At 67.5% G+C, this 26,233-nt stretch carries 23 protein-coding genes and 3 tRNA genes; 10 read left to right on the top strand and 16 right to left on the bottom strand.

Annotation, left to right across the window (positions count from 1 at the left end; translation table 11 throughout):
- Positions 1-176 precede the first annotated feature (176 nt).
- The 6 genes from SMAL_RS14130 to SMAL_RS14105 all read right to left on the bottom strand — a co-directional run bounded on the left by SMAL_RS14130 (position 177) and on the right by SMAL_RS14105 (position 4,213).
- Positions 177-1,967 (bottom strand): acyl-CoA dehydrogenase C-terminal domain-containing protein, encoded by a 1,791-nt coding sequence (locus SMAL_RS14130; protein ID WP_012511679.1) that lies wholly within the window; start codon positions 1,965-1,967, stop codon positions 177-179.
- A 60-nt stretch (positions 1,968-2,027) separates the two neighbouring features.
- Positions 2,028-2,504, bottom strand: a complete 477-nt coding sequence (locus tag SMAL_RS14125; protein WP_012511678.1) for an LEA/WHy family protein — start codon at positions 2,502-2,504, stop codon at positions 2,028-2,030.
- Positions 2,505-2,666: 162 nt separating this feature from the next.
- Positions 2,667-3,218, bottom strand: coding sequence for a lipocalin family protein (locus SMAL_RS14120; RefSeq protein ID WP_012511677.1), 552 nt, complete (start codon positions 3,216-3,218; stop codon positions 2,667-2,669).
- A gap of 95 nt (positions 3,219-3,313) precedes the next feature.
- Complete coding sequence (locus SMAL_RS14115) at positions 3,314-3,889, bottom strand: hypothetical protein (protein WP_006380394.1); 576 nt, start codon at positions 3,887-3,889, stop codon at positions 3,314-3,316.
- 99 nt (positions 3,890-3,988) lie between these two features.
- Positions 3,989-4,064, bottom strand: a tRNA-Phe gene (locus SMAL_RS14110).
- A 73-nt stretch (positions 4,065-4,137) separates the two neighbouring features.
- Positions 4,138-4,213 (bottom strand) — tRNA-Phe (locus SMAL_RS14105).
- Between the two features lie 334 nt (positions 4,214-4,547).
- Here SMAL_RS14105 and SMAL_RS14100 point away from each other — a divergent pair.
- Entirely contained in the window at positions 4,548-5,573 is a 1,026-nt protein-coding gene (locus SMAL_RS14100; protein WP_012511676.1) for an NADP-dependent oxidoreductase, read from the top strand.
- Between the two features lie 79 nt (positions 5,574-5,652).
- On the opposite strand, the gene SMAL_RS14095 is transcribed toward SMAL_RS14100, so the two are convergent.
- Positions 5,653-6,495 (bottom strand): bifunctional transcriptional activator/DNA repair enzyme AdaA, encoded by an 843-nt coding sequence (locus SMAL_RS14095; RefSeq protein ID WP_041864567.1) that lies wholly within the window; start codon positions 6,493-6,495, stop codon positions 5,653-5,655.
- A gap of 132 nt (positions 6,496-6,627) precedes the next feature.
- On the opposite strand from SMAL_RS14095, the gene SMAL_RS14090 reads away from it, so the two are divergent.
- Positions 6,628-7,389 (top strand): SDR family oxidoreductase, encoded by a 762-nt coding sequence (locus SMAL_RS14090; protein ID WP_012511674.1) that lies wholly within the window; start codon positions 6,628-6,630, stop codon positions 7,387-7,389.
- A 6-nt stretch (positions 7,390-7,395) separates the two neighbouring features.
- On the opposite strand, the gene SMAL_RS14085 is transcribed toward SMAL_RS14090, so the two are convergent.
- Positions 7,396-7,881: a hypothetical protein gene (locus SMAL_RS14085; protein ID WP_006380315.1), complete on the bottom strand. Its 486-nt coding sequence runs from the start codon at positions 7,879-7,881 to the stop codon at positions 7,396-7,398.
- Positions 7,882-8,041: 160 nt separating this feature from the next.
- On the opposite strand from SMAL_RS14085, the gene SMAL_RS21130 reads away from it, so the two are divergent.
- Positions 8,042-8,215 (top strand): hypothetical protein, encoded by a 174-nt coding sequence (locus SMAL_RS21130; protein ID WP_012511672.1) that lies wholly within the window; start codon positions 8,042-8,044, stop codon positions 8,213-8,215.
- Between the two features lie 61 nt (positions 8,216-8,276).
- Here the strand turns inward: SMAL_RS21130 and SMAL_RS14080 are convergent.
- From SMAL_RS14080 to SMAL_RS14065, 4 genes are all read right to left on the bottom strand, one after another.
- Positions 8,277-8,352 (bottom strand) — tRNA-Ala (locus SMAL_RS14080).
- Positions 8,353-8,441: 89 nt separating this feature from the next.
- Entirely contained in the window at positions 8,442-9,368 is a 927-nt protein-coding gene (locus SMAL_RS14075) for an alpha/beta hydrolase (protein WP_012511671.1), read from the bottom strand.
- Positions 9,358-10,251 (bottom strand): alpha/beta fold hydrolase, encoded by an 894-nt coding sequence (locus SMAL_RS14070; protein ID WP_012511670.1) that lies wholly within the window; start codon positions 10,249-10,251, stop codon positions 9,358-9,360. The genes SMAL_RS14075 and SMAL_RS14070 overlap by 11 nt, the downstream gene beginning before the upstream one ends.
- Positions 10,252-10,271: 20 nt before the next feature.
- Positions 10,272-11,327, bottom strand: coding sequence for a sugar phosphate isomerase/epimerase family protein (locus SMAL_RS14065; protein WP_012511669.1), 1,056 nt, complete (start codon positions 11,325-11,327; stop codon positions 10,272-10,274).
- 101 nt (positions 11,328-11,428) lie between these two features.
- On the opposite strand from SMAL_RS14065, the gene SMAL_RS14060 reads away from it, so the two are divergent.
- Positions 11,429-12,019 carry a TetR/AcrR family transcriptional regulator gene (locus SMAL_RS14060; protein ID WP_012511668.1) on the top strand — a complete coding sequence of 197 codons (591 nt, stop codon included), beginning with the start codon at positions 11,429-11,431 and terminating at the stop codon, positions 12,017-12,019.
- A gap of 153 nt (positions 12,020-12,172) precedes the next feature.
- Positions 12,173-14,503, top strand: coding sequence for a TonB-dependent receptor (locus tag SMAL_RS14055; protein WP_012511667.1), 2,331 nt, complete (start codon positions 12,173-12,175; stop codon positions 14,501-14,503).
- Between the two features lie 89 nt (positions 14,504-14,592).
- Here SMAL_RS14055 and SMAL_RS14050 read toward each other — a convergent pair whose 3' ends face one another.
- Together SMAL_RS14050 and rnd are read right to left on the bottom strand one after the other, a co-directional pair.
- Positions 14,593-15,345: a hypothetical protein gene (locus SMAL_RS14050; protein WP_041864566.1), complete on the bottom strand. Its 753-nt coding sequence runs from the start codon at positions 15,343-15,345 to the stop codon at positions 14,593-14,595.
- Between the two features lie 176 nt (positions 15,346-15,521).
- Positions 15,522-16,598 carry a ribonuclease D gene (rnd, locus tag SMAL_RS14045; protein WP_012511665.1) on the bottom strand — a complete coding sequence of 359 codons (1,077 nt, stop codon included), beginning with the start codon at positions 16,596-16,598 and terminating at the stop codon, positions 15,522-15,524.
- An 84-nt stretch (positions 16,599-16,682) separates the two neighbouring features.
- Between rnd and SMAL_RS14040 the strand changes: the two genes are divergently transcribed.
- Entirely contained in the window at positions 16,683-18,569 is a 1,887-nt protein-coding gene (locus SMAL_RS14040) for a formylglycine-generating enzyme family protein (protein ID WP_012511664.1), read from the top strand.
- A gap of 88 nt (positions 18,570-18,657) precedes the next feature.
- The gene (locus tag SMAL_RS14035) at positions 18,658-19,554 is read left to right on the top strand and encodes a M48 family metallopeptidase (protein ID WP_012511663.1); all 897 of its coding nucleotides are present in this window, start codon (positions 18,658-18,660) and stop codon (positions 19,552-19,554) included.
- Between the two features lie 538 nt (positions 19,555-20,092).
- On the opposite strand, the gene xseA is transcribed toward SMAL_RS14035, so the two are convergent.
- Both xseA and queG read right to left on the bottom strand, forming a co-directional pair.
- Positions 20,093-21,424 (bottom strand): exodeoxyribonuclease VII large subunit, encoded by a 1,332-nt coding sequence (gene xseA, locus SMAL_RS14030; protein WP_012511662.1) that lies wholly within the window; start codon positions 21,422-21,424, stop codon positions 20,093-20,095.
- A 44-nt stretch (positions 21,425-21,468) separates the two neighbouring features.
- On the bottom strand, positions 21,469-22,539 hold the full coding sequence (queG, locus tag SMAL_RS14025) for a tRNA epoxyqueuosine(34) reductase QueG (RefSeq protein ID WP_012511661.1): 1,071 nt from the start codon (positions 22,537-22,539) through the stop codon (positions 21,469-21,471).
- Between the two features lie 23 nt (positions 22,540-22,562).
- Here queG and SMAL_RS14020 point away from each other — a divergent pair, with 23 nt between their 5' ends.
- The 3 genes from SMAL_RS14020 to SMAL_RS14010 all read left to right on the top strand — a co-directional run bounded on the left by SMAL_RS14020 (position 22,563) and on the right by SMAL_RS14010 (position 26,174).
- Complete coding sequence (locus SMAL_RS14020) at positions 22,563-24,047, top strand: bifunctional ADP-dependent NAD(P)H-hydrate dehydratase/NAD(P)H-hydrate epimerase (protein ID WP_012511660.1); 1,485 nt, start codon at positions 22,563-22,565, stop codon at positions 24,045-24,047.
- Complete coding sequence (tsaE, locus tag SMAL_RS14015) at positions 24,044-24,526, top strand: tRNA (adenosine(37)-N6)-threonylcarbamoyltransferase complex ATPase subunit type 1 TsaE (protein WP_012511659.1); 483 nt, start codon at positions 24,044-24,046, stop codon at positions 24,524-24,526. The genes SMAL_RS14020 and tsaE overlap by 4 nt, the downstream gene beginning before the upstream one ends.
- Positions 24,527-24,608: 82 nt before the next feature.
- Positions 24,609-26,174, top strand: a complete 1,566-nt coding sequence (locus SMAL_RS14010; RefSeq protein WP_012511658.1) for an N-acetylmuramoyl-L-alanine amidase — start codon at positions 24,609-24,611, stop codon at positions 26,172-26,174.
- Positions 26,175-26,233 lie beyond the last annotated feature (59 nt).

The raw sequence follows: 26,233 nt of genomic DNA, 5'->3' as shown, positions 1-26,233 counted from the left end.
CGGTGTGGGTTGGCAGGACCGTTGGCGCCATGGATGGCGCCATCGAGCCCCCAAGGATGGGTTTACGGCGTGTCCTGCCAGCCCATACCGTCCCGCCATCCACCGGGATGCAGCTGTTGCTGTTGCGGTTGCCGGCCAGCGGCCGGCACTACCGCGGGTGCCGGGCGCCGCCCGGCTCAGGCGCCGAAGCGCTCGTCGTCCATCGCCATCAGCGGGGCGGCGCCGGCCTGGATCGCGGCGGCGTGGCTGAGCGTGCGCGGCAACACGCGGGCGAAGTAGAACCGTGCGGTCTCGCGCTTGCCCTGGGCGAAGGCGGCGCCATGCGCGCTGGCATCGGCGGCGGCCACGCTGCGGGCCCACCAGTAGGCCAGCACCACGTAACCCGAATAGAACAGGTAGTCGTAGCTGGCCGCGCCGAGTTCGTCCGGATTGGCGGCCGAGCGCTGCAGCACATCCATGGTCAGCTTGCCCCATTCGGCGGCCTTGGCGCGCAGCGGGCCGATGAACTCGGCCAGCGCTTCGTTGCCCTCGTTGGCCTTGGCGAACGCCTCGATCTCGGCCAGCATCAGCTTCAGGCCGGCGCCCTGACTGGAGGCGGTCTTGCGGCCGATCAGGTCCAGCGCCTGGATGCCGGTGGTGCCTTCATACAGCGTGGTGATGCGCGCATCGCGGGCCAACTGCTCCATGCCGTGTTCGCGGATGTAGCCGTGGCCGCCGAAGCACTGCAGGGCGTTGTAGGTGTTCTCGATACCCCATTCGGTCTGGCAGGCCTTGGAGATCGGGGTCAGGAAGCTCACCAGGGTGTCGGCGCGCTCACGCTCGGCGGCATCGTCGGCGTGGTGGGCGACGTCGATCAGGGTGGCCGCGTGCAGTGCCAGCAGACGGCTGCCTTCGACCAGCGACTTGATGGTCAGCAGCATGCGGCGCACGTCCGGGTGCACCAGGATCGGGTCGGCCGGCTTGTCCGGGAATTTGGCGCCGCTGAGCGAACGCGACTGCAGGCGCTCGCGGCTGTATTTCAGCGCGTTCTGGTAGGCGCGCTCGGACAGGCCGATACCCTGCAGGCCGACACCCAGGCGCGCAGTGTTCATCATGGTGAACATGGCCTGCAGGCCCTTGTGCGGCTGGCCGACCAGGTAGCCCTGCGCACCATCGAAGTTCATCACGCAGGTGACCGAACCCTTGATGCCCATCTTGTGCTCGATCGAGCCGCAGCGCAGCGCGTTGCGCTCGCCGACATTGCCATCGCGGTCGACCTTGAATTTCGGGGTGACGAACAGCGAGATGCCCTTCGCACCCGGGGGCGCGTCAGGCAGCTTGGCCAGCACCAGGTGCACGATGTTGCCGGTCAGGTCGTGCTCGCCGGCGGTGATGAAGATCTTGGTGCCGGTGATCGAATAGCTGCCGTCGGCATTCGGCTCGGCCTTGGTCTTGAGCAGGCCCAGGTCGGTGCCGCAATGCGGTTCGGTCAGGCACATGGTGCCGGTCCAGCGGCCCTCGATCAGTGGCTTCAGGAAGGCCTCGTGCTGCCACGCTTCGCCGTGCTGCTTCAGGGCTTCGATGGCGCCGTGCGAGAGCAGCGGGAAGTTGCCCCAGGCGAGGTTGGCGGCATTGATCATTTCGTTGAGCGGCACGCCCAGAGTGTGCGGCAGGCCCTGGCCGCCCAGCTCCGGTGCGGCGGTCAGGCCGGTCCAGCCGCCGTCCACGAACTGGTCATAGGCCTGCTTGAAGCCGGGCGGGGTGGTCACTTCGCCGCTGGCCTGGTCGAGCACGCAGCCGATCTCATCGCCGACGCTGTTGAGCGGTGCCAGCACGGTGGCGCTGAAACGGCCGGCTTCTTCCAGCACGGCATCGACCACGTCGGCGGTGGCGTCGGTGAAGCCCAGGCGGGCGAACAGGGGTTCGACCTTGAGCACGTCGTGCAGGCCGAAACGGAGGTCGGAAAGCGGGGCGGTGTAGCTGCTCATCAGGTACGTCTCGATCAGGGGCAGGGGGAGCGGCGGCAGGCGCCGCGGCGGAAAGTGGAGTCAGCGCAGCACGCCGGGCAGGCCCGGGGCCTGGTTGAGGGTGCTGCGGCTGCTGATGTCGAAGCTGCGCTGCTTCTTTTCCTGCGGCGTGGCCGCCACCGAACCCTTCAGGCCATAAGCGAGGGTGCGATTGCCGGCCAGCGCGTCGGCCACCACCAAGCGTGCGGCCGAGCTGGGCACGAGGTCGATATTGATGACGTCGGCCGAGGTGCCGCCGATGGAGATGCCGGGCTTGGCCTGCAGGGTGCCGGCTTCGGTGTCGCCGACGGTCAGGGCCAGGGAGACATCATCGAAGGTCATCGGCATCGAGCTGTAGTTCTGCAGGCGCAGGGCTACGGTCCAGTTGCCGTCGGCGCGCACGGTCAGCTGCTGCAGGCTGGCCGCCGGTTCCGAAACACGCTTGACGATGCCGTTGTTGCAGGCAACAAGAGCGAGGGTGCACAGGACGATCAAGGCGATACGGAAACGGTGGAGCATGGGCGCAGGTCCTCTGGAGGGGTGCGTTGGATAAGCATACTACGGCGTATGGTCGTTTGGATCGCCTGTGGCGACCCGTCGCAGAGGGTAGCGCGTGAAGATGGCGGCCGGGCGTGCGCGGCGCCGGATGGCGCGCGCGTGGTGCGCCGGATGCGGCGTGGTTCAGTCGGCGGGCGTGTCGCGAATCGGAGCCATCAGGCGCAGTGGGCCGAGGTCGTAGCCCATCGTCTCGGCTTTCTCTTTCAACTGTTCGAACCGGGCGCGATCCATTTCCGGCAGGCGCGAGAGGATCCACAGGTACTTACGGTCCGGCTCACCGACCAACGCCCACTGATAGTCCGGGTCCAGTGCCAGGACCCAGTAGTCCGCCCAGACCAGTGGCACCCAGCTCAGCCAGTCCGGCACAAAGCGCACCTGCAGTTGGCCGGGATGGCCGGCAACCGGGCGTGCCACGCCTTCAGCAACCACGCGTTCTCCGTCGCCGTTGCGGCAGGCATTGGTGACACTGATGCGGCCATCGCGGCGCAGCCCGTAGTTGGCGGTGATTTCGCCAACGCACTGCTTCTGGAACGACACCGGAAGATGCGCGATCTCGTGCCACTGGCCTGCGTAGCGATCGATGTCCAGCGTGTCGACTGCGCGCACCGGTTCGGTGGCGATCACCGGGGAGGCGGCCAGCAGCAGGCAGGCGAGCAGGGCGGGGCGAAGATGCATGGGCGGCTCCAGGCGGGAGTCTGGAGCTTAGGCGAGCGGCCACGGGCGCGTGTAAAGGTTCCATGCGCCGGCACCATTGCCGTCGTCAGTTGCGGCTACTGCTCGAACGGGCGTTGACTGCGCTCGTCGCCGTCAAAGGTAATTGTCCGCGTATGCAACGTGCCGCTGCTCATATCCCATTTGAAGGTGTCCAGCCCTCCGCCGCCGGTTCCCTTGGAATGCAGGCGTACTGCGCCGCGGGTCAGATTGTCTGTCAGCAGCAGTTGCGCGGAGCCGTCGGCGTCCACACGGAGTCCGGCCCGGTCCCGCCACCGGTCCTCGCCCTGTCCCTTCGGGGCGTCCAGAGCAAGAGCGACGCTGTTGTCCTCGAACGTGCTCAGGCCGCCTCGCTCGGCGCCGGAAGCGTCGAAAATCAGGATGCCGGCAGCGCGGCTTCGTCGCCCTTCTTCTACGCTGCCCTGGCCAATCTCCACCCGTACCACGCCGTGCTCGTCGAGTACCTGCAGCTGCCGCGTGCTCAAATGATCGACGTGTAATGCGGCATCGCGCTGCGAAAGCAGCCAGGCTGTGACTGCGGCCAAGCCAAGCAACAATACGGACAGCCCGGCAACCAGCCATTGCAGGCGTCGCAGCGATTGCTGTAGTTGGGACAGGGAGGGGGTGTCATCCATGTCATCAGTGCTCCATGCAGTGAACCAAGGACGGTACTACAGAGACGGCAGGGACGGTCGCGCAAAAAAAAGACCTGCATTTCTGCAGGTCTCTGAAGATGGTGGCCGAAGACGGAATCGAACCGCCGACACGGGGATTTTCAATCCCCTGCTCTACCAACTGAGCTACTCGGCCAAATTGTGTGGCAACCGTGATCAAACCCGGCTTCCGGAAAAAAAAGACCCGCATTTCTGCAGGCCTTCGAAAGTGGTGGCCGAAGACGGAATCGAACCGCCGACACGGGGATTTTCAATCCCCTGCTCTACCAACTGAGCTACTCGGCCACATGTTTCGTTGCAGCGAGGTCGCTGCCAAGGACGCGTATATTACGGAGGTCGGCTGCCTTCGGCAAGCGTTTTGCCAAGATTTCTTCACATTGCCGTCTGCACGCTCGCAAGTGCTTGATCCTCCGTTCTGGGGCGGGGCGTGACCAGTCGATAATCGCCTGTGGTGGAAATCAGCAGATCGCCGCCATCGCCAAAGCTGCAAGGGCAGGGGCTGCGCCGGACCCGCGCCGGTCCGGGCGATGGAACGCTGTTTTCGTGGCCGCCATCGGGTATGGCTGCGGCGTAGTGTCGGCACTCCTTTCCTGATGCTGGCAACAGCAGAGACCTGGCCATGTCCGATCCCTCGACCACCTCCCGCATCGTGCTTGCGTCGCGTCCGCAGGGGGCGCCAAGCGCAGCCAACTTCCGCCTGGAACAGGTTGCGTTGCCGTCATTGGCCGATGGCGAAGTGCTGCTGCGCAACCGTTATCTGTCGCTGGACCCGTACATGCGTGGACGCATGGACGAGGGCCCCTCGTATGCCGCGCCGGTGGCGGTGGGCGCGGTGATGGAAGGGCAGACCGTGGCCGAGGTGCTGCAGTCCAACGCCGAGGGCGTAGCCGCAGGTGATCTGGTGCTGGCGCCCGGTGGCTGGCAGACCCACGCGGTGCTGCCGGCCAAGGCGCTGGGGCGTCGGCTGGATCCGGCCGGCCTGCCGTTGAGTACGGCGCTGGGCGTGTATGGCATGCCCGGTTTCACCGCCTATTCCAGCCTGCATGAAATCGCCCGCCTGAAGCCGGGCGAGACGCTGGTGGTGGCCGCCGCGACCGGGCCGGTCGGCGCGACTGTGGCGCAGCTGGCGAAGCTGCAGGGCGCGCGCGTGGTCGCCATCGCCGGTGGCGAAGCCAAGCGTGCCTATCTGCAGACATTGGGCGTGGACGTGGCGCTGGATCATCGCGCCGCTGATTTCGCCGCGACGCTGCGCGCGGCAGTGCCCAGGGGTATCGACGTGTATTTCGAGAACGTGGGCGGACACGTGCTGGATGCAGTGCTGCCGCTGCTCAACGACTTCGCCCGCATTCCGGTGTGCGGCACCATCGCCACCTACAACGAGCGGGGCGTCGAGCAGCCCGGCCCGGACCGGTTGCCCGCACTGTTCAGCCAGATCCTGCGCCAGCGCCTGACCGTGCGTGGTTTCATCGTGCACGACTTCAACCACCTGTGGCCGGACTTCGAACGCGAGATGCCGCAGTGGCTGCGCGACGGCCGCATTCAGTACCGCGAGGATGTGGTGGAAGGGCTGGAGAATGCACCGGAGGCGTTCTTCGGGCTGTTGCAGGGGCGCAACTTCGGAAAGCTGGTGGTGAAGCTGGATTGAGCGTTCGCCGGGATTCGCCGGGAATGGCCCGGCGCTACCGCGTGGTGTGCCGACCAAGGTCGGCAGCTACCGGGTTGCATCAGCCGTTGGCTGCCTTTTCCCGGCGCAGCAGTTCACGCTTGCGGGCCACGCCCCAGGCGTAGCCGGACAGGTCGCCATCGCGGCGCACCACGCGGTGGCAGGGGACTGCCACCGCCAGCGGGTTGCTTGCGCATGCGCGTGCCACCGCACGGCTCGAGCGCGGCGCGCCGATGCGCGCGGCAACATCCGCATACGACGCGGTCTGCCCGCGCGGAATCTGCTGCAGCGCCTGCCACACCCGTTGCTGGAAGGCGGTGCCGCGGATATCCAGCGGCAGCGTGGCGCCTCGCGAAGGATCCTCGACCAGGCCTACGACCTGTGCCACCAGTTGCTCGTAGTCCTGGTCGGCGCCGACCAGTTCGGCCTGGCGGAAGCGTTGCTGCAATGACTGCAGCAGCGTCTCCGGATCGTCGCCGAGCAGGATCGCGACCACGCCGGTCCCGCTGCTGGCCACCAGCACGCTGCCCAGTGAACTTTCGGCAAGCGCGAAGTGGATGACTTCGCCGCGCCCCCCTGCGCGCCATTGCTTGGGCGTCATGCCCAGCAACTTCGGTGCGTTCTCGTAGAAGCGTCCACTGGAACCGAAGCCAGCATCGTGGAAGGCGTCGGTGATGCGTTCCTGTTGTTCCAGCCCGGTGCGCAGGCGGTCGGCGCGCAGCGCGGCGGCGTACTGCTTGGGGGTCAATCCGGTGGCCTGCTTGAACAGGCGATGCAGACGGGTCGGGCTGCAGCCGGCGATGTCCGCCAGTTCCTGCAGCGAGGGTTCGTCGAGGCTGGTCTGCAGGTGGCGGCAGACCCGTTCGACGCGGGCATCGAGGGTGGCGGCGGCGGTACTGTCCATGGCCGGATTCTGGCACGTGCCGGTGCTGCGGAAACTCCGTTTCCTGCACTCATCTGTGAGGCCCGGAAACGGAGTGTTGGCGGGCCGAAGGCACGGCATCGTGGCGGCCACTTCACAACCGGTACCACGACCATGCGCCTGAACAACAAGATCGCTCTCATCACCGGTGCCAGTGCCGGCATCGGTCGCGCCAGCGCGCTGCGCTTCGCTGCCGAAGGAGCAAAGCTGGTGCTCAACGCACGGCGGCCGGAGCCGCTGCAGGGACTGGCCGAACAGATCCGCGCCGCTGGTGGCGAGGTGGTGGTGCATGCGGCGGATGTGGCTGATCCGGGCACGGCGCAGGCGCTGGTCGATCTGGCCCAGCAGTCATTCGGCGGTCTGGACATCGCACTCAACAATGCCGGCATGCTCGGGCCCGGTGTGCCGGCCGCGGAGTTCCCGGTGAACGCCTGGCGCGAAGTGATGGCGACCAATCTGGATGCCGCCTTCCATGCGGCACGCGCGCAGTTGCCGGCACTGCTGGCGCGCGGCGGCGGCTCGCTGGTGTTCGTTGGCACCTTCGTCGGCCACACCGTGGGCTTCCCGGGCATGGCGGCCTATGCGTCGAGCAAGGCCGGGCTGATCGGCCTGAGCCAGGTGATCGCCGCCGAATACGGGGCGCGTGGCGTGCGTAGCAACGTGCTGCTGCCCGGTGGCACCGATACCGAGATGGGGCGGCAGGCGGCGCCTACGGGCGATGCGCGTGATTTCGTGCGCTCGCTGCACGCACTCAAGCGCATGGCCGAGCCGGAGGAGATCGCCAACGCGGCGCTTTTCCTGGCCAGCGATGAAAGCAGTTTCGTCACCGGTACCGCGATGCGCGTGGAGGGTGGCGTGTCGATCACCCGTACCTGAGCGCGGTTACGTGCGTGGTGAGTAGCGAATGCCGCTGCTGGCCATGAAGCCTTTCGGATCGAAACGGGCCCAGGCTTCGCCCCAGTCGAACCGGGCGTGGCCGCCGCTCAGCTTGCGACCCAACGCCGCGCCCAGCGTGCGGCGCATGAAGGCGACCTCGGCGTCGATCGCCACCTGGGTCGGCCAGCCGTCTTCCAACGTCGCACCAGGCAGACTGACGCCCATCGTCACCATGTCGAGCTGTTGCCCGTGGAAGCACAGGCTGATGCCAGCGGGCGCACCGCCCAGGCTGAGCCGGTGCAGGCTCAACCAGCGATAGCCGGTGCCGACATCACGCTCCCCACTTGCCAAGGCGGCAAAGGCGATGCGCGCTTCATCCAGTGAGAGGGTGGGGCAGATCAAGGCCGACATATTGCCGAGCCGGAGGCTGCCGTCGGTCGCATCGAAGATCATCGGCACGGCGTGTGCTGCGTGCTGGGCAGAAGAGGGCATGGTGCACCCGATATGCATAGTGCGTCGGATTCTGGATGCACCTTGCCGATGGCTGCAAGCCGCGGGCTGCACACAGCGTTCGCACCGGGCTGACCTTCGACTTACCCGATGCGCTCTAGCGTGGAGGCAGCGTCGGCCTCTGCCGACGAGGGAGTTTTCGATGAGCGAGCACGATAAAGATCACGGCGACCCGAAGCAGGGCGTGCAGGAAAGCCGCCAGGACAGGAAGCAGGACGACGTGACCAAGCAGCGGCCGGGGCAGCGCGATCAACAGCTGCGCGATGCGCACTCGCGCAGCCCGCAGCGCAAGGACGGCGGCGAGGAGCCGGCCTGAACCGGGATGCAGGAAAGAAAAAACCCGCAGATCACCAGGATCTGCGGGTTCTTCCGAATAGTGGTGGAGCCAAGGAGGATCGAACTCCTGACCTCGTCATTGCGAACGACGCGCTCTCCCAGCTGAGCTATGGCCCCACGGCAGGCTTTCAGTGTAGCGCTGCCTGTGGGGCTTGCCAAGCGGAGGGCAGGGTGGCGGTGTTAGGCCCCGCCACTGGCCCACCTGTTCAGGCCAGTGCCTGACGCAGCCGGGGCCCCGCGCGCTGTACCGCCACGTCCGTGGAGGCCGCTATTCCATGCAGATGGATGCAGGCATGGATCATCCCAGGCAGCCGCTCCAGCGTGCACGCCACGTTCGCAGACTGCAGGCGCGCCGCGTAGTGCTCGGCCTCATCACGCAGCGGGTCGTGCTCGCAGCTGAGCACGGAAGCCGGTGCCAGGCCAGACAGGTCCGTTGCGTGGGCCGGCGAGGCGAGTGTGGGCAGCGGATACGTGTCACCCAGATAGGCCTGCCAGCAGCGCTGCATCAATTCGGCGCTGAGGTAGTAGCCGCTGGCGTACTCACGGTAGGAGTCGCTGCCCATGCCGGCATCCAGCGCGGGGTACAGCAGCAGCTGGTGGCGCGGCTGCGGCAGGCCGAGATCACGCAGCATCAGGCAGCAGGCGGCAGCGAGATTGCCACCGGCACTGTCGCCCCCGATCGCCAGTCGTTGCGGGTCCAGGCCCAGGCCTGCGGCGTTGATCTGCAGCCACTGCCAGGCGTCTGCGACATCATGCAGCGGCACCGGGAACGGATGCTCCGGGGCCAGCCGGTAGCCGACCGCCACCACGACGCAGCCGCTGGCATTGGCCAGCGCACGGCAAGGACCGTCATAGACCGCCAGCGAACACTGGAACCAGCCGCCGCCATGCGCGAACAACAGGGCCGGCGCCGGTCCGTCGGGTAGCCCGTCCGGGGTATACAGGCGCACTTCCAGCACCTGTCCGTCACGTGCGACCACGCTGTGCTCGATCACGTGTGCGACCGGTTGCGGTGCACCCTGCAGTTGCGGCAGCGCGGTCTCGCTGATCGCACGCAGTTCGCGCAGGTCCTCCGGCAGCGGATGGGCCGCGACTGCATCGACGAACTGCTGCAGTGCGGGTTCAAGCGGCATGACGCGCCTCCCGCAGGAATGGCAGCAGCTGTTCCAGGAACGCCTGCGGTGCTTCCTCCATGATGAAGTGGCCGCAGCCCGGCACGATGCTGCCGCGCAGGTCATCGGCGTGTGGTCGCAGGGTCAGCATCGGTGCGTCGGCGGTGGCATGCTCGGCGCCGATCGCCAGCACCGGCATTGCGAGCCGGCGTTGCGCACGCAGCTTGTTCTGGCGGATCGTTTCCGGAATCGCTCGGTACCAGGCGAAGCCGGCGCGCAGTGCACCGGGCCGACTGTAGGCGGCAATGTAGGTATCGGCGGCGACGGCATCACGGCGGTACGACCAGCGGTCGAACATGAATTCCAGATAGGCGCGCTCGCGTCCGGTGATCAATGCTTCCGGCAGGTCGGCCACCTGGTTGAACATGAAGTGCCAGAGGAAGATGTTGTCGGCCGGCGCAGCGAAGATGCCCGGCTCCGGCGCCAGCCCGGGGATGACCGCTTCGGTGACGGCCAGCTGCTGCACGGCCTGCGGTTGGTCGCTGGCCAGCGCATAGGCGATCCACATGCCGATGTCGTGGCCGACCACCTGGTAGCGTTCGTGACCCAGCGCCTGCATGGTCTGGTGCAGCACTGCGGCGGCACTGCCTGTGTCGTAGCCATGTACGGGGCGATCGGATTCTCCAATGCCTGGCGGATCGACCGCGATGGCCTCGAAACCGGCGGCTGCCAGCGCATGCAGCACATGGCGCCAGGCATACCAGGTCTGCGGCCAGCCAGGGATCAGCAGCACGGGCTGGCCGCTGCCTGCCGACACGCAATGCACGCGCTGGCCATCGATGCGCAGGTAGTGGTGGCGCAGCGAAGCGTCGCCGGCAGCGCCAGCGGAAGAAAGGGTGTTCATGGGGGTTGCTCCGTTGGGGCTCAGGCGATGCCGAGCATCTGCTGCATCTGTGCGGTGCTGATCGGCGCGCCGGCGAAATCGTCGAAGATCTTGTCGGTGACCGGAATAATGTGGTCGCGGATGAAAGCGGCACCTTCGCGTGCACCGGCTTCCTGGTCCTTCAGGCAGCACTCCCATTCCAGCGTTGCCCAACCCTGGTAGTCGTACTGGGCCAGCTTGGAGAAGATCGACTTGAAGTCGACCTGGCCATCGCCCAGCGAGCGGAAACGGCCCGCCCGCTCGGTCCAGTCGGCGTAACCGCCGTAGATGCCCTGGCGGCCGCTGGGGCGGAACTCCGCGTCCTTGACATGGAACATGCGAATCAGCGGATGGTAGATGTCCAGATACTGCAGGTAGTCCAGCTGCTGCAGCACGAAGTGGCTGGGATCGAACAGGATGCGGCAGCGTTCATGCTGGCCGACACGCTCGAAGAAGCGCTCGAAGCTGGTGCCATCGTGCAGGTCTTCGCTGGGATGAATCTCGTAGCAGAGGTTGATGCCGTTGTCCTCGCAGGTATCGAGGATCGGCCGCCAGCGGCGTGCCAGCTCATCGAACGCGGCATCGATCAGGCCCGGCGGACGCTGCGGGAAGGGGAACAGGTAGGGCCAGGCGAACGAGCCGGAGAAGGTGCCCATGTCCTGCAGGCCGAGCCGGCGCGAGGCGCGGGCGGCCAGATGCAGCTGCTGCTGTGCCCATTCGCTGCGTGCCTGCGGGTTGCCGCGCAGTGCTTCCGGTGCGAAACCATCGCACAGCTCATCGTATGCCGGATGCACCGCCACCAGCTGGCCCAGGATGTGGGTGGTCAGCTCGCTGACCTGCAGGCCATGCTCGGCCAGGGTGCCACGCAGGTCATCGCAGTAGTCCTGGCTGTCAGCGGCGGTGGCCAGGTCGAACAGGCGCGCGTCCCATGCCGGAATCTGCAGGGCCTTGAAACCATGACCGGCCGCCCAGGCGGTGATGCCGGACAGGCTGTCGAACGGCGCCTGGTCGCCAGCGAACTGCGCCAGATGCAGGCTGGGGCCTTTGAGGGTTTGCATGTGTTGCTCCAATTGTTTGTCGGTCGACAAAGAATAGGTGCCTGCATCGGGATGGTCAACACCCGCGTTACACTGCGCGCCTCAGAACGGCAGGCAGGCAGATGGCAGGGCGACCGCGCGAATTCGACAGGGACCAGGCATTGCGCAAGGCGATGCTGCTGTTCTGGCAGCACGGCTATGAGGGCACCTCGATGTCGGCCCTGGTCGAAGCGCTTGGCATTGCCTCGGCGCGCATCTACGCCGCGTTCGGCAGCAAGGAGCAGTTGTTCCGCGAAGCAGTGGCGCTGTACGAAGAAGGCGAGGGCGGCTTTGCGCCGCGCGCGCTGGAGCAGGCGTCACTGCGCGATGCGATCGGCAGCATGCTGCGGGATGCCGTGTTGACCTACACCCGTCGTGGTCGTCCGCATGGCTGCCTGGTGGTGTCCTCGGCCAGCAGCGTGTCACCGGATGGCGAGGGCGTGCGCGACTGGCTGGCCAGCCACCGCCGCCAGCGCACGGCAGCGATCATCGCCCGGCTGCAGCAGGCGCAGGTGGCAGGTGAGCTTGGCGACGATGCGGCAGTGCAGGCGCTGGGCGATCACTTCGCCACTGTGCTGCACGGCATCTCGGTGCAGGCACGTGACGGCATCAGCCGCGAACGCCTGCTGGCGATGGTCGACGTCGCGTTGGCGCCGCTCTCGAAGGACAGCTGAGGCCGGACTGTGCCGAAAGCGGCTTGATGGCCGGGTTGTGGGTCGGCGCAACGAAATTGTAACAATTTGGAGGATAATGGCCGCTTGCGCAGTTTTCCTCCTATTTGCCGCCCGGCCAGCGCAGGCCGCACGGACGCCTCCTCAGAGCTTTCGATGCCTTCCCATTCCGATTCCCGCCGTTCGTCGGGCATGTCGTCCTCCCTCGTTTCCTTCCGTCGCCATCCGCTGGCCCTGGCCTGTGCGGGCCTGGCGCTGGCTGCCAGCTTCGGTGCTGCCGCGCAGGACAGTGCGCCGACCCCGACCGGGCTGGACACCATCACCGTGACCGCCGAGCACCGTGAGCAGAACCTGCAGGAAGTGCCGGTGTCGGTGGGCGTGGTGCAGGGCGAGCGCATGCGCGACTTCACCGCCGGCGGCGACGACACCCTGCTGGCGCTGTCCGGCCGCGTGCCGAGCCTGTATGCGGAAACCACCACCGGTCGCATCTTCCCGCGCTTCTACATCCGTGGCCTGGGCAACATCGACTTCTACCTGGGTGCTTCGCAGCCGGTGTCGATCATCCAGGACGACGTGGTGCTGGAGCACGTGGTGCTGAAGTCCAACCCGGTCTATGACGTGGACCAGGTGGAAGTGCTGCGCGGTCCGCAGGGCTCGCTGTTCGGCCGCAACACCACCGCCGGCATCGTCAAGTTCGACACCCTCAAGCCGACCCAGGACTACAGCGGCCGCGTCAGCGCCAGCTATGCCTCCTACAACAGCGTGTCGATCGACGGTGGCTTCGGCGGCCCGATCAACGACATCGCTTCGTTCCGCGTGTCGGCGCTGTACCAGCACCGCGACGACTACGTCGACAACACCTACACCGGCCCCAGTGCCGACGGCACGGTCAGCCCGAAGAAGAATGCCATGGGCGGCTTCGACGACCGCAACGTGCGTGCACAGCTGCTGCTGACCCCGGGCGACCAGTTCTCGATCCTCGCCTCGGCCCACGCCCGCGATTACGAAGGCACCTCGACCCTGTTCCTGCGCAACGCGCTGACCAAGGGCTCGAACCAGACCGACGTACCGCGTGACCAGGTCGCCTACGACGAGGCCGACAACAACCCGCAGGCGTACAAGACCTACGGCGGTTTGGTGAAGGCGCGCTATGACTTCGGCGCGGTCGATTTCACCTCGATCACCGCCTACGAAACCACCTCCGGCTACAGCCGTGGTGACACAGATGGCGGCGCTGCGGTCAACTTCCCGGTCAATGGCGTGCCGAACGGCTACGGCCAGTCGATGGGCCAGATCCGTGACCTGGACCAGTGGACCCAGGAGTTCCGCTTGGCCAGCCACGACGACAGCGCCCTGCAGTGGCAGGCCGGTGCGTTCTACTTCAACGGCAGCGACACCACCGACTTCTACCAGCGCGCCTGGTTCCTGAAGGGTGCGGCGCGCAACCCGAACAACTGGGTGCGCCTGCGCAACAAGAACACCTCCTGGGCCGGTTTCGGCCAGCTCAGCTACGCCTTCACCGACAAGTTCACCGTTACTGCCGGCCTGCGCCAGACCAAGGACGAGAAGCACACCCGCCTGTTGAAGACGGCTGACACTGCCGCTGGCGTGGTCACTTACAAGGGCCGCACCGACGTCAAGATGTCCGACACCACCCCGAGCTGGGATCTGAGCGCGATGTATCAGATCACCCCGGACGTGAGCGTCTATGCCAAGGTCGCCCGCGGCTTCCGCGGCCCGACCATCCAGGGCCGTTCGGCGGTGTTCAATGCCGACTTCACTACCGCCGATTCGGAGACGATCCTGTCCTGGGAAGCAGGCGTGAAGAGCAGCCTGTGGGACAACCGCCTGCGCCTGAACGCCACCGCGTTCACCTACACCGTCAACGACATCCAGCTCAACGGCAACGATTCGGACGGCAACGGCGTGCTGTTCAACGCCGACAAGGCCAAGGCCTACGGTTTCGAAGCGGACATGGAGCTGCGCCCGATCCAGAACCTGACCCTGAGCGCCGGCCTGAGCCTGCTGCACAGCGAGATCAAGGACAAGCGCGTCTACGCGCAGGTCTGCGGCCTGAACGGCCAGGTGGTGTGCACGGTGAACGATCCGACCATCAAGGTCGGTGCCAACACCTTCGCGCAGATCGATGGCAACCCGCTGCCGAACGCGCCGAAGTACAACATCAACCTGGCAGCGCGTTACGACTTCCCGGTCAGCGACGCGGCCACGATGTTCGTGTCCACCGACTGGAACAAGCAGGGCTACACCAGCTTCGTGCTGTACGACAGCAAGGAGTTCAACTCCAAGGGCGATTTCGAGGGTGGCCTGAAGATCGGCTATTCGGGCAACTACGGTGCCTACGAAGTGGCGCTGTTCGCGCGCAACATCACCAACGAGAAGAACCTCAAGGGCGTGATCGAGAACTACATGGCCGCCGTCTACAACGAACCACGTACCGTGGGTGTCTCGCTGAACATGAACTGGTAACGCGCTGTCGCGGTGGCGGGCACTGTCCCACCATCGCATCGACGGAATGCAAAGGGCGGCCCGGTGATCCGGGCCGCCCTTTTCGTTGCTCAATCGGAATCGGCCCCATCATCCCCGGGTGTCTCGCCATGGACCCGATAGCCGGCAGCACGCAGATGCTCCGGCCAGGGCGGCGTGGCCATTTCTTCCAATGCCATCGACAAGCGTGAGGCAAGATGCAGGGGCGCTGACTCCAGCCAGTCAAGGTAGGCATCGCTGCGGATGATGGCGCGCAGTGCGACGGCGTCATGCCATTGCGATGCCGGCAGCAGGGTGAAGCTGGTCACCTCGAACAGGCGCTGGCGTTGGCGGGCATCCATGCGCAGCGGGAACGCGAGCAGCAGGTCCGGCTGGTAGGCCGGTGTGGTGTGGCCGTAGTGCCACGCGGTGATTTCGGCGCGATCGATGCCGGGTACAGCGCCTTCCAGTGCCAGTCCACCGCCGGCTTCGAAGTAGCCATGCATCAGGGCATGCGGATGCAGCGCAGGTTCGAGCGTGTCCTGCTCGCTGGCATCGGCATCCTGTTCGATCAGTGCGGCTGACAGTGCCAGGTAGTGGACCGAGCGGGAAAGATCCAGCCCGCTGGCCAGTACGGTGTAGGCATTGAGCAGGCTGCCGTGATCGATGCAGGGGTTCTGCTGGACATCGTCGGCGACCTGTTGTGCCAGCGCGATGTAGCGCTCTGCGCCGTGCGGATCCTTGAACAACACGCGATAACGTTGTGGATCGCGCAGCACCTCGATGGCGGCTTGCAGATCGCCCCGCGCAAGGGCTTCGCTGAGGGACTCGGGCGTCTGTGCCACGGCAACTCCGGATGCGGGTGGGCAGGAGGGCGCTGCAATGCTGCTGGACGCCAGCATCAGCACCGAGGCTGTCATCCACCGTGATGTGCCGGATTGGAGCCACGCAGGCATGCAGCAACGTCCTTGTCGATCATCGGCAGGGCCGCCCTGCCGGGCGGCCGATGCGGTCGGTTTTCTTATGCGGGCAGCAGTGCCTGCAGCCGCGATTCCAGTTCCTGCTGGCGCCAGCCGGCCAGTGCGGCCGGCCATTGGCGACGCTCCAGATAGCTTTCGAGGTGCTTGCGCGAGGCGAGGATGCCATCGGGCAGGCCCAGCTCGCGGCTGCGTTCGGCCACCGCATCCTGCAGCTTTTTCAGCGCCTGCTTGTTGCTGTCGTTGGCCGGCAGCGCCAGCGGCGCTTCGGCTTCGTCGGCCAGCGGAGTGTCCAGCGCCTGCCACACGGCAGCGGCGAGCTTGCGCGGTGCCTTGGGGAACTGCTCGAACAGCTTGGCCAGGGCGTCGGCGTCGGCCGGTGGCGTACGCGCCAGGGTCGCCGCCAGTTCGTTGTCCAGGATCCAGCTGCGCGGGCGGTCGCTGCTGCGTGCCTGCATATCGCGCCAGCGCAGCAGGCGCAGCAGGCGGCGCTGCGCGGCGGCATCAAGGAACTGCGCCGAGCGCATCGACAGGTGCGGCCAGCGGTCCTCGTCATTGGCGACGCTGGCCAGCAGGCGCTCGCCGTCGTCATGCAGCCACTGCTGGCGGCCGAGCGCCTGCAGCTTGGCATCGATGGCGTCATGCATCGCGAACAGATGCTCGACGTCGTCGGCGGCGTACTGCAGCTGCGACTCCGACAGCGGCCGGCGCATCCAGTCAGAGCGGGTCTCGCCCTTGGCCAATGCCACGCCGGTGATCTCAGCCACCAGCTTCTGGTAGCCCATGCCGCCGCCGATGCCGGCCAGTGACGCGCCGATCTGGGTGTCGAACAGCGGTCGTGGCAGCACGCCGCAGGCCCACTTGAAGGCGACCAGGTCTTCGCTGGCGCTGTGCATCACCTTGATGATCGATTCATCGGCCAGCCACGGCGCCAGCGCCTCGGCCATGCCGGGAATCAGCGGGTCGATCAGCAGGATGTCCTGGCCGACCGCCATCTGCACCAGTGCCAGCTGCGGCCAGAAGGTGCGCTCACGAATGAATTCGGTGTCAAGGCCGATGCGGGAGGGGCGCTGCTGGAAGTACGCATCCAGCTCGGTGGGGGTGGTGATCCAGGTTGCCACGGGTCAGGGCCTACTACTCGGGTTTGCTCAGGCAGGGGAGAATAGCCTAACGTCGGTCCGCGTCCGTGCCGAAGGAGATCCCGCTTGCGTTTTCCGCTGTCGTCCGTGCTGTGCACCGCCCTGGCCGTGGCCCTGGCCGGTTGCACGCCGTCGCCCCCCGCGACGGCGGACCGGGCGGCAGCCGATGACGTGCGTCCGGGCGCGGACAAGGGCGCCGATGACAGCCCGCAGCCGGCCTTGGGCAGCGTGACCATCGCCGGTGAGGATGCCGCCGAGGATGTACAGCAGTGGACGCCGCCGCGGGTGGACCGCCAGGGCCGCAGCCTGGCCCAGTTGCGCCGCGCCGCCACGCAGGCGTACGCCGATGGCCGCCTGTACGAGGATGCAGACGCGGCCATCCCGCTGTGGCTGGCGGTCCAGGAAGAAGACCCGGATGACCGCCAGGCGCGGCTGGGCCTGCAGCGCGCGCGCCAGCGCCTGCAGCAGCAGGCCGATGCGCTGCTGGTACGGCCGCTGAAGCAGCGCGAAGCACTGGCAGAGGCCAGCCGACAGGCACTGGTGCTGCTGACCCTGGCGCCCAAGGACGAGACCGTGCGGGCGCTGCAGGGCCGGGTGGAGAACGCGCAGCGGGTGGTGGCCTACAACCGTGCCGGCGAAGAGGACCTGCGCGCCGACCGGATTGGCGAGGACGGCGACGGTGCGATCGGCAATTTCCGCGAGGCGCTGGCGCTGGATGAACACAACAGCCGGGCGCGCCAGGGCCTGGCAGCGGCCGAGAGCGGGCTGATCCGGCGTGCCGAGGAGGCCGCGCGTGCGCGTGATTTCGCCAGTGCCGGCAGCTGGTTGGCCGAGGCCAGCAAGGTCCGCGACTCGTCGCCGACCATTGCCGATGCATTCGAGCGCATCGAGCAGATCCGGGCGACCGTATTGCTGCAGCTGCGCGACGACGGCCTGCGGGATCTGGCCACGCCGCAGGGCTTGAAGCCGGCGCGCGAGAAGCTGGGCGAAGCCCTGCGCATCGCCCTGCCGGGTGACCCGGTGGTCGCCCAGCTGCGAGAGCGCATCGACCTGGCCACGCACTACGGTAGCTTCCGCCCGGGCCAGGTGTTCAGCGATGCGATGCGTGACGGCGGCCGTGGTCCGCAGATGGTGGTGGTCCCGCATGGTGGCTTCCAGATGGGCGCTGGTGATGCGGAGCCGGGCTCCACTGATTCCGAACGGCCCTCGCATTACGTGCGTTTCGATCGTGGCTTCGCGATGGCGATCACCGAGGTCACGGTTGGCGATTTCGAGCGCTACGTGAAGGCGACCAATGCGCGGCCACGTGCGAGCCGTCGCGGTCATTCGGTGGTCTATGACGAACGCAGCGGCAACTTCATCCGCCGCAGCGGCGTGGATTGGCGTTCGGATTACGACGGCGCCCGCGCGCTGGGCAATGCCCCGGTGATGCATGTCAGCGTGCGCGACGCCGAGAACTATGCGGTCTGGTTGTCCGAGCAGACCGGTCGCAGCTATCGGTTGCCCAGTGAGGCTGAGTTCGAGTACGCGCTGCGTGGCGGCAGCAGTGGCCGCTATCCGTGGGGCGATGCCGGCATACCGCCGCCGGGCAGTGGCAACTTCACCGGCAGCAAGGATGTGTCGCCCTCCGGGCGGCACTGGCACAACGCCTTCGTCGGTTATGGCGACGGCTGGTGGGGGCCGGCACCGGTGGCCAGCTTCCGGGCCAATGCGTACGGCCTGCACGACATGGGCGGCAACCTCAGCGAGTGGGTGGCCGATTGCTGGCACGCCAGCTACCGGCGTGCGCCCTCCGATGGCGCGGCCTGGTTCAACCCGGGCTGCCGGGCACGGGTGATCCGTGGTGGCAACTGGGCCAACGCGCCCGAGCAGACCCGCGCGGCCTGGCGGCAATCACAGGATTCGGACACCACCAACGCGCGCATCGGCTTCCGCCTGGTGCGCGGCATCTGATCGGCGTCCGGCTTCACCCGCTACGGGCATCGGCGCACTAAGATTGCGCCGTACCCGCCAGCCGGCGGGGCTGCTGGAAGATCTCCCGATGAGCAACGATCCCTTCTCCCGCTCGCAGCAGGGCCCGCAGCGGCGCGGCCTGTTCGGCAACATCCGGTGGTGGGTGCTGCTGCTGGCCGCCGGCTACGCCGCGTTCTACTGGTTCTCCAACCGCACGGTCGACCCCTACACCGGCGAGAAGGTGATGATCGACAGCAGCCTGGATGCGCGCCAGGAGACCGCACTGGGGCTGCAGGCCTACCAGCAGATCCTGTCGCAGGAACGGCCGATGGACCCGAATGCGCCGATCGCACGCGACGTGCGCGACATCGCCCTGCGCCTGATCGCCAAGGTGGACGTGGTGGAGACCGCGCTGGCGCAGGAGCACGGCGTGCAGCCGGCGCATTTCGCGCGTGATTTCCAGTGGGAAGTGAACGTGATCCCGTCCGAGCAGGCCAATGCGTTCTGCCTGCCTGGCGGCAAGATGGCGGTCTACACCGGCCTGGTGCCGGTGGCACGCACCCGCGATGCGATGGCAGTGGTGATGGGCCATGAAATCGCCCATGCGCTGCTGCGCCACGGTGCACAGCGCATGGCCCAGCAGAAGCTGACCCAGATCGGGCAGGTGGCTGGCGCTGCCAGCGGCATGGACGCGCAGCAGCAACAGATGATGATGTCGGCGATGGGCTACGGTTACCTGCTGCCCTACGCGCGCAGCCACGAGACCCAGGCGGATGAGGTGGGGCTGATGCTGGCGGCGGCGGCCTGCTTCGATCCACGCGAGGCGGTGCCGCTGTGGCAGCGCATGGGCCAGGCCAGCGGTGGCCAGGCACCACCGGAATTCTCCTCGACCCATCCCAACCCGGGTACCCGCATCCAGAACCTGCAGGCGCTGATGCCGAAGGCGCTCGAGTACCGGCAGAAGTTCTGCGAGCAGGCAAAGTAGGGGGTTGTTCGGCAGGGCTGCGCCCTGCACCTGCCGAAGCAACAGCAACAGCGTGCATTCCGTGGGATGGCGGGGTGGGTCCGGTTGCGGGGGCCGCTGCAAGTACGTCCATGTAAGCTCGGTCGCCGCATCCATGCGGCTCACGCCCCCGCAACCGGACCCACCCCGCCTTCGACAGATTCTCGCAATCTGTTCGCTCTTCTGTAGAGCCGAGCCATGCTCGGCTCAAATCGTTCCGATATCGAAATATTCGATTCCGATGGAGATTCATCCACGCATGCGTGGATCTACCGTGTCGACCAAGGTCGACACCTACCAACAGCCTCCGGAATCTGTCAGAGGCGGGGCGGTGTGGTTGTGCAGGACCGTTGGCGCCATGGATGGCGCCATCGAGCCCCCATGGATGGGTTTACGGCGTGTCCTGCACAGCCACACCGCCCCGCCATCCCACGGGATACCAGCTTTGGCTGTTGCTTCGGCTGTTGCTGTTGCTTGAACGCTTCGGCAGGTGCAGGGCGCAGCCCTGCCGAACAACCCTTTACTTGACCTGCACGTCGATCACGCCGTCGCCGACGCGAGCCTGCAGGGCGTCACCCGGCTGCACCTGGTCGACCTGCCGTACCAGCGTGCCGTCATCGCTGCGGGTCAGGATGCTGTAGCCACGGGCCACGGTTGCCAACGGGCTGACCGCTTCCAGCGAACGCGCCAGCCCGCGCAGGCGCAGTGCATCGCGTTCCAGCAGGCGCTGCATCGCAATCTGCGGGCGCCCGCGCAGGGCAGCCAGGCGGCGCTGCATCGCGTCGAGCTGGCGCTGCGGATGGTGCCCGCGCAGGATCGCAGCCGCATGCCGCAGGCGCGCAGCACGGCGCTCCTGCTGCTGGTTGAAGGCAGCGTGCAGGCGCCGCCCCAGATCCAGCTGGCGGCGGCGCAGCAGATCCAGCCGGGCCTGCGGGCTCTGGGCGTTCAGACGCAGCAGGGCGCGGTCGGCGCGCTGCATGGCCTGCTGCATCGTATGCCGTTGCAGCTGCACCATGCGCGCGGCATTGCGGCGCAGGCGCAGCGCCAGTTCGCGCTGGTCCGGCACCAGCAGCTCGGCGGCGACCGACGGCGTGGGTGCGCGTAGGTCGGCGGCGAAATCGCTGAGGCTGAAGTCGGTTTCGTGGCCCACTGCCGACACCACCGGGGTGCGGCTGGCGGCGATCGCACGGGCCAGCGCTTCATCGTTGAACGCCCACAGGTCTTCCAGCGATCCACCACCGCGGGTCAGCAGGATCACGTCGTAGCGGCCGCTGGCATCGGCGGCCTGCAGCAGGCGGGTGATCTGCGCCGCGGCACTGTTGCCCTGGACCAGGGTCGGCAGCAGGTCCACTTCCAGCAGCGGGAAACGGCGGCCGAGCACGCTCAGCACGTCGCGCACGGCAGCGCCAGTGGGCGAGGTGATCACCGCCAGGCGCTGCACGTGCGCCGGCATCGGGCGCTTGCGCGCCTGATCGAACAGGCCTTCGGCTTCAAGCCGTGCCTTCAGCTCCTCGAAGGCGCGGCGCAGTGCGCCTTCGCCGGCTTCTTCCATGTGGTCCAGCACCATCTGGTACTCGCCACGGGCGTCGTACAGCGTCACCTTGCCGCGCACCAGCACGCGCATGCCTTCGCGCGGCACGAACTTCAGGTACTGCGCCTTCATCCGGAACATCGCCGCGCGCAGCTGCGCACGTGCGTCCTTCAGGGTGAAATACAGGTGCCCGGAGGAAGGCCGCGCCACGCTGCCCAGTTCGGCCTCGACCCAGATCGCCGGGAAGCTGCCTTCCAGCAGGTCGCGGGCCAGGGTGTTGAGTTGGCTGGGGGTAAGGATGTCGTTGTTGCGTGGCTGCATGGGTACGGCGTGCGGCGGGTGGAACGGGTGCTCAGGATCGCACGTCAGCGGGCGCCGTGCTGGGCCAGTGCCCACTGCACGTGTTCACGCACCAGCGGCGAGGGATCATCGACGCGGGTATGCAACGCGGCCAACGCCTCGGCCGAGGCCGGTGCGTTGCCCAGCGCCACGGCGATGTTGCGCAGCCAGCGTTCATGGCCGCTGCGGCGGATCGGGCTGCCTTCGGTGCGGCGCAGGAATTCTGCTTCGTCCCAGGCGAACAGCTGGTCCAGGCGCGCGGTATCGAGGTTGTTGCGTGCACGGAAGTCGGCTTCGTCGGTGCGCTTGGCGAACTTGTTCCAGGGGCAGACCAGCTGGCAGTCATCGCAGCCGTAGATGCGGTTGCCGATCAGCGGCCGCATGTCTTCGGGGATGGCGCCATCGTGTTCGATGGTCAGGTAGGAGATACAGCGCCGCGCGTCCAGCCGCTGCGGGCCGGTGATGGCCTGGGTCGGGCAGACATCGATGCAGCGCGTGCAGGTACCGCAGTGTGCTGTGGCCGCTGCATCGATCGGCAGCGGGATATCGATGTAGATCTCGCCGATGAAGAACCAGGAGCCGCCGTGGCGGTCGATCAGGCAGGTGTGCTTGCCGATCCAGCCGAGCCCGGCGTTGCGCGCCAGTGCGCGTTCCAGCACCGGTGCCGAATCGACGAATACGCGGTAGCCCAGCGGTGCCACTTCATCGTTGATCTGCGTGGCCAGCTTCTGCAGGCGGTTGCGCATCAGCTTGTGGTAGTCGCGGCCCAGCGCGTAACGGGCCACGTAGGCGCGGCCGGGATCGGCCAGGGTTGCCCAGGCTTCGGTGTCGTCCTTGTGGCTGTAATCCATGCCTAGCGAGATCACCCGCACGGTGCCGGGCAGCAGCTCGGCCGGGCGTGCGCGCAGGGTGCCGTGGCGCGCCATCCAGTCCATCGTGCCGTACAGGCCCTGGCCCAGCCAGTCGGCCAGATGCGCTTCATCCTCGCCCAGTTCGATGCCGGCAATGCCGCAGCGCTGGAAGCCATGCGCACGGGCCAGTTCACGGATGCGCTGCACGGCCTGGGCCGGATCGACAGGGGCGGGGACGGGGGACATGTGCACCAGTATAAAATCCCTGCATGGCCAACCTTGCCGATCTGTTCGATTCCGCTGCCGCGCGTGCGCTCGATGCGCAGGCCTCGGCACTGGCTGCCGATGGCGGCTGGGACCTGATGGCGCAGGCCGGCCAGGCGGCCTGGCAGTGCCTGCTGCAGCGCTGGCCGCAGGCGCAACGGATCGGCGTGGTGGTCGGCGCGGGCAACAACGGCGGCGATGGCTACGTGCTGGCCAGCCATGCGCTGCAGGCCGGGCGGCCGCTGAAGGTGATCAGCTTGCCGGGCAAACTGCCGTCGACCGCACTGGCGCGGCGTGCGGCATCGGACTTCGCCCGCGCGGGGGGCACTGTTACCGAATTCGACGGCACGCTGCCCGAGGCCGACATCTGGGTCGATGGCCTGTTCGGGCTGGGCTTCGACCGCGCGCCGGAGGGCGCGGCGCAGGCCATGATTGTCGCGCTCAACGCGCAGGTGGCACCGGTGTTGGCGCTGGACGTCCCCAGTGGCGTCGATGCCGACCGCGGCGCCGTACCCGGCGAGGCGGTCAGGGCCGCGCTGACCCTGCAGTTCATCGTGGCGCATCGCGGCCTGTATACCGGTGACGCGCTGGATCATTGCGGACAGAAGCAGCTGGCGCCGCTGCAACTGCCAACGGCGGCATGGCTGGGCGTGGCGCCAGCGGCGGAGCACTGGACGCAGCCGCGCTTGCCGGCCCTGCTGCGGCCGCGCCGTGCCAATACCCACAAGGGTGAATCCGGCCATGTGCTGTGCGTGGGCGGCAACCACGGCAGCGGCGGCGCCATCGCGATGGCCGCCGAAGCGGCGCTGCGGGCAGGCGCGGGCCTGCTCAGCCTCGGCACCCGCCGCGACCACGTTGGCCCGTTGCTGGCTCGGCTGCCCGAGGCCATGACCCATGCACTGGAAGATGGTGACGCACTGCCGGCGCTGCTGGACAAGGCCAGGGTGGTGGCGATCGGGCCCGGGCTGGGCCAGGACGAGTGGGCACGTGCATTGTTTGCGCGGGTGCTGGCATGCGGCAAGCCGCTGGTGATCGATGCCGATGCCCTGAACCTGCTGGCGCAGGACCCGCGCGCATTGCCCGAAGCCATTCTCACGCCGCACCCGGGCGAGGCTGCGCGTCTGCTCGGCTGCAGCACGTCTGACATCCAGGCCGACCGCTTCACCAGCGCACAGGCACTGGCCGAACGTTTCCACGCGGTGGTGGTGCTGAAAGGGGCCGGCAGCATCGTGGCCGCCCCTGGACACGGGCCACGACTGATTGCCGCCGGCAATCCCGGCATGGCTGTGGGTGGCATGGGGGACCTGCTGACCGGCATCATCGCCAGCCTGCGCGCGCAGGGCCTGAGCGCCTTCGACGCCGCCGCCACTGGCGCGCTGCTGCATGCGCTCGCCGGCGATATCGCTGCCGCCGACGGTGCGCGCGGCCTGCTTCCTACTGATCTGCTGTCGCCGCTGCGGCGACTGGCCAACCCGGAACTCTCTCGATGATCGATTTCTTCCTTGCCGACAGCGATGCCACCGAACTGCTCGGGCAGTGGCTGGCCGCCACCCGACCGCCGCAGGCGCTGGTCGAACTGCGCGGCGACCTGGGCGCCGGCAAATCCACCACCGCCCGCGCACTGCTGCGCGCACTGGGCGTGCAGGGGGCGATCCGCAGCCCGACCTACACCCTGGTCGAGCGCTATCCGCTGGCCAGCGGTGGCGAGGCCTGGCATCTGGACCTGTACCGGATCGGCCAGGCCGGCGAGCTCGATTTTCTCGGGCTGGACGAGGGCAGTGCAGTGCTGTGGCTGGTGGAATGGCCCGAGCGTGGCGCTGGCGCGCTGCCGCCGACTGACCTGGTTGTGGCGCTGGAGATCGAGGGGCAGGGGCGTCGCGTCCGTCTCACTGGAGCCAGCGACGTCGGACATGAATGGCTGAAACGGCTCCCCCAAGGGGGCGACTTGCAGGCCATTTCTGTCGGCTGACGAGAACAAACACCGGCAGGTTACGGATTATTAAGGAAAAAGGTGTTGCATTCCGTTCAGCGCGGTGATTGAATCCTGAGCCATGCGCCCGGGGAACCGTCTCATTGCCATCTGTGCCGCCGTCGGACTGAGTCTGGCGAGCGTCAGTGCGTGGGCCGGCGAAGTCCGCCAGGTCCTGCTGAACACGGGCGCCACCGGCACCCGCGCCGAAATCTCGCTGGTTGGCAGCGGCGGCTACAAGACCTTGTCGCTGGCGGGACCGAACCGGCTGGTGGTCGATTTCCCGGACTCCAGCGCCATTCGCAACCTGAAGATGCCGGCTGCGCAGGGCGTGGTCACGGCGGTGCGTACCGGACAGCCGGTGCCGGGTACCTTCCGTGTCGTTTTCGACCTCGCTGAATCGGTGGCGCCGTTCCGCCCGCAGATGCAGCGCGAGGGCAATGAATCCAAGCTGGTGATCGAATGGCCGGGTGATGGCCCCGCCGTGGCCGCCAGCCGTCCGGCGGCGACGCCGACCGTGCCGCCGCAGCAGGCACCGGTTGCCGCACCGGCGCCGACGCCGGCCGAAAGCGCGCAGTCGCGTTCAGACGCCGCGCGTGCCACGGCGCTGCTGACCGCACAGGTGCAGCAGCAGGCCAGCGCTGCCGCTGCCGCACCGGCTACGCCGACGCCGGCACCGTCCACCGCGCCGGCCCAGGTCGCCGCCGCCGGCACCACCGCCAGCAGCACGCCTTCTTCCTCGCCGGCCGCGATCCTTGCCGGCCAGCGCACCGCTGCGGTAGTGACCAATCCGCCGGCTACGGCCCCCGCGCCGGTATCGACGACGGTTGTGCCGCCGCGCCCGGTCATGCCCAGCGATGCCTCGCGCATCCGCATGCAGGCTGGCATGCGCCACCTGGTGGTGGCCATTGATCCGGGCCATGGCGGCCAGGATCCAGGCGCGATCGGCCCGACCGGCAAGCGAGAGAAGGACGTCACCCTGGCCGTGGCGCGTGAGCTGGCCCGCCAGGTCAACGCGACGCCGGGCCTGAAGGCTTACCTGACCCGCGACAGCGACGTGTTCATTCCGCTGCCGATGCGTGCGCAGAAGGCGCGTGCGAACAAGGCCGACATCTTCATCTCGATCCACGCCGACGCTGCCGAGAACCGTTCGGCCACCGGTTCGTCGGTGTACGTGCTGTCGACCAAGGGCGCCTCCTCGCAGCGCGCCCGCTGGCTGGCGGACAAGGAAAATGCCGCCGACCTGGTTGGCGGCGTGCGCCTGCAGCAGACCGAAGGCACCCTGGCCAACGTGCTGCTGGACCTGGCCCAGAGCGGCTACATGAAGGCGTCCGAGGACGCGGCCGGCCACGTGCTGGGCGGGCTGAAGCGGATCGGCAACAACCACAAGCCGAACATCGAGCGCGCCAACTTCGCGGTGCTGCGTACTTCGGACATGCCGGCGATGCTGGTGGAAACCGCGTTCATCTCCAATCCGGATGAAGAGCGCCGCCTGATCGACCCGGCCTACCAGCGCAAGATCGCCGGTGCGGTGCTCGATGGCGTGCACACCTTCTTCAGCCGGCAGCCGCCGCCGGGCACGCTCTACGCGGCCCGCGCCCAGGCCGAGATCGACGCCGCCGGCACCATGGCCGGCGGCAGCAAGTAACCCGCGCAGCGGGTTACGGTAGCGCCGGGCCACGCCCGGCGGATGGGATCGCGCAATAG

It is taken from the genome of Stenotrophomonas maltophilia R551-3, assembly GCF_000020665.1.
Taxonomy (GTDB): domain Bacteria; phylum Pseudomonadota; class Gammaproteobacteria; order Xanthomonadales; family Xanthomonadaceae; genus Stenotrophomonas; species Stenotrophomonas maltophilia_L.
This window is presented reverse-complemented; position numbering and strand designations above follow the sequence as displayed.

Excerpts from the sequence above, each read along its gene's own strand:
- SMAL_RS14130 (WP_012511679.1), bottom strand. The coding sequence starts at position 1,967 with ATGAGCAGCTACACCGCCCCGCTTTCCGACCTCCGTTTCGGCCTGCAC.
- SMAL_RS14125 (WP_012511678.1), bottom strand. The coding sequence starts at position 2,504 with ATGCTCCACCGTTTCCGTATCGCCTTGATCGTCCTGTGCACCCTCGCT.
- SMAL_RS14120 (WP_012511677.1), bottom strand. The coding sequence starts at position 3,218 with ATGCATCTTCGCCCCGCCCTGCTCGCCTGCCTGCTGCTGGCCGCCTCC.
- SMAL_RS14115 (WP_006380394.1), bottom strand. The coding sequence starts at position 3,889 with ATGGATGACACCCCCTCCCTGTCCCAACTACAGCAATCGCTGCGACGC.
- SMAL_RS14100 (WP_012511676.1), top strand. The coding sequence starts at position 4,548 with ATGTCCGATCCCTCGACCACCTCCCGCATCGTGCTTGCGTCGCGTCCG.
- SMAL_RS14095 (WP_041864567.1), bottom strand. The coding sequence starts at position 6,495 with ATGGACAGTACCGCCGCCGCCACCCTCGATGCCCGCGTCGAACGGGTC.
- SMAL_RS14090 (WP_012511674.1), top strand. The coding sequence starts at position 6,628 with ATGCGCCTGAACAACAAGATCGCTCTCATCACCGGTGCCAGTGCCGGC.
- SMAL_RS14085 (WP_006380315.1), bottom strand. The coding sequence starts at position 7,881 with ATGCCCTCTTCTGCCCAGCACGCAGCACACGCCGTGCCGATGATCTTC.
- SMAL_RS21130 (WP_012511672.1), top strand. The coding sequence starts at position 8,042 with ATGAGCGAGCACGATAAAGATCACGGCGACCCGAAGCAGGGCGTGCAG.
- SMAL_RS14075 (WP_012511671.1), bottom strand. The coding sequence starts at position 9,368 with ATGCCGCTTGAACCCGCACTGCAGCAGTTCGTCGATGCAGTCGCGGCC.
- SMAL_RS14070 (WP_012511670.1), bottom strand. The coding sequence starts at position 10,251 with ATGAACACCCTTTCTTCCGCTGGCGCTGCCGGCGACGCTTCGCTGCGC.
- SMAL_RS14065 (WP_012511669.1), bottom strand. The coding sequence starts at position 11,327 with ATGCAAACCCTCAAAGGCCCCAGCCTGCATCTGGCGCAGTTCGCTGGC.
- SMAL_RS14060 (WP_012511668.1), top strand. The coding sequence starts at position 11,429 with ATGGCAGGGCGACCGCGCGAATTCGACAGGGACCAGGCATTGCGCAAG.
- SMAL_RS14055 (WP_012511667.1), top strand. The coding sequence starts at position 12,173 with ATGCCTTCCCATTCCGATTCCCGCCGTTCGTCGGGCATGTCGTCCTCC.
- SMAL_RS14035 (WP_012511663.1), top strand. The coding sequence starts at position 18,658 with ATGAGCAACGATCCCTTCTCCCGCTCGCAGCAGGGCCCGCAGCGGCGC.
- xseA (WP_012511662.1), bottom strand. The coding sequence starts at position 21,424 with ATGCAGCCACGCAACAACGACATCCTTACCCCCAGCCAACTCAACACC.
- queG (WP_012511661.1), bottom strand. The coding sequence starts at position 22,539 with ATGTCCCCCGTCCCCGCCCCTGTCGATCCGGCCCAGGCCGTGCAGCGC.
- SMAL_RS14020 (WP_012511660.1), top strand. The coding sequence starts at position 22,563 with ATGGCCAACCTTGCCGATCTGTTCGATTCCGCTGCCGCGCGTGCGCTC.
- tsaE (WP_012511659.1), top strand. The coding sequence starts at position 24,044 with ATGATCGATTTCTTCCTTGCCGACAGCGATGCCACCGAACTGCTCGGG.
- SMAL_RS14010 (WP_012511658.1), top strand. The coding sequence starts at position 24,609 with ATGCGCCCGGGGAACCGTCTCATTGCCATCTGTGCCGCCGTCGGACTG.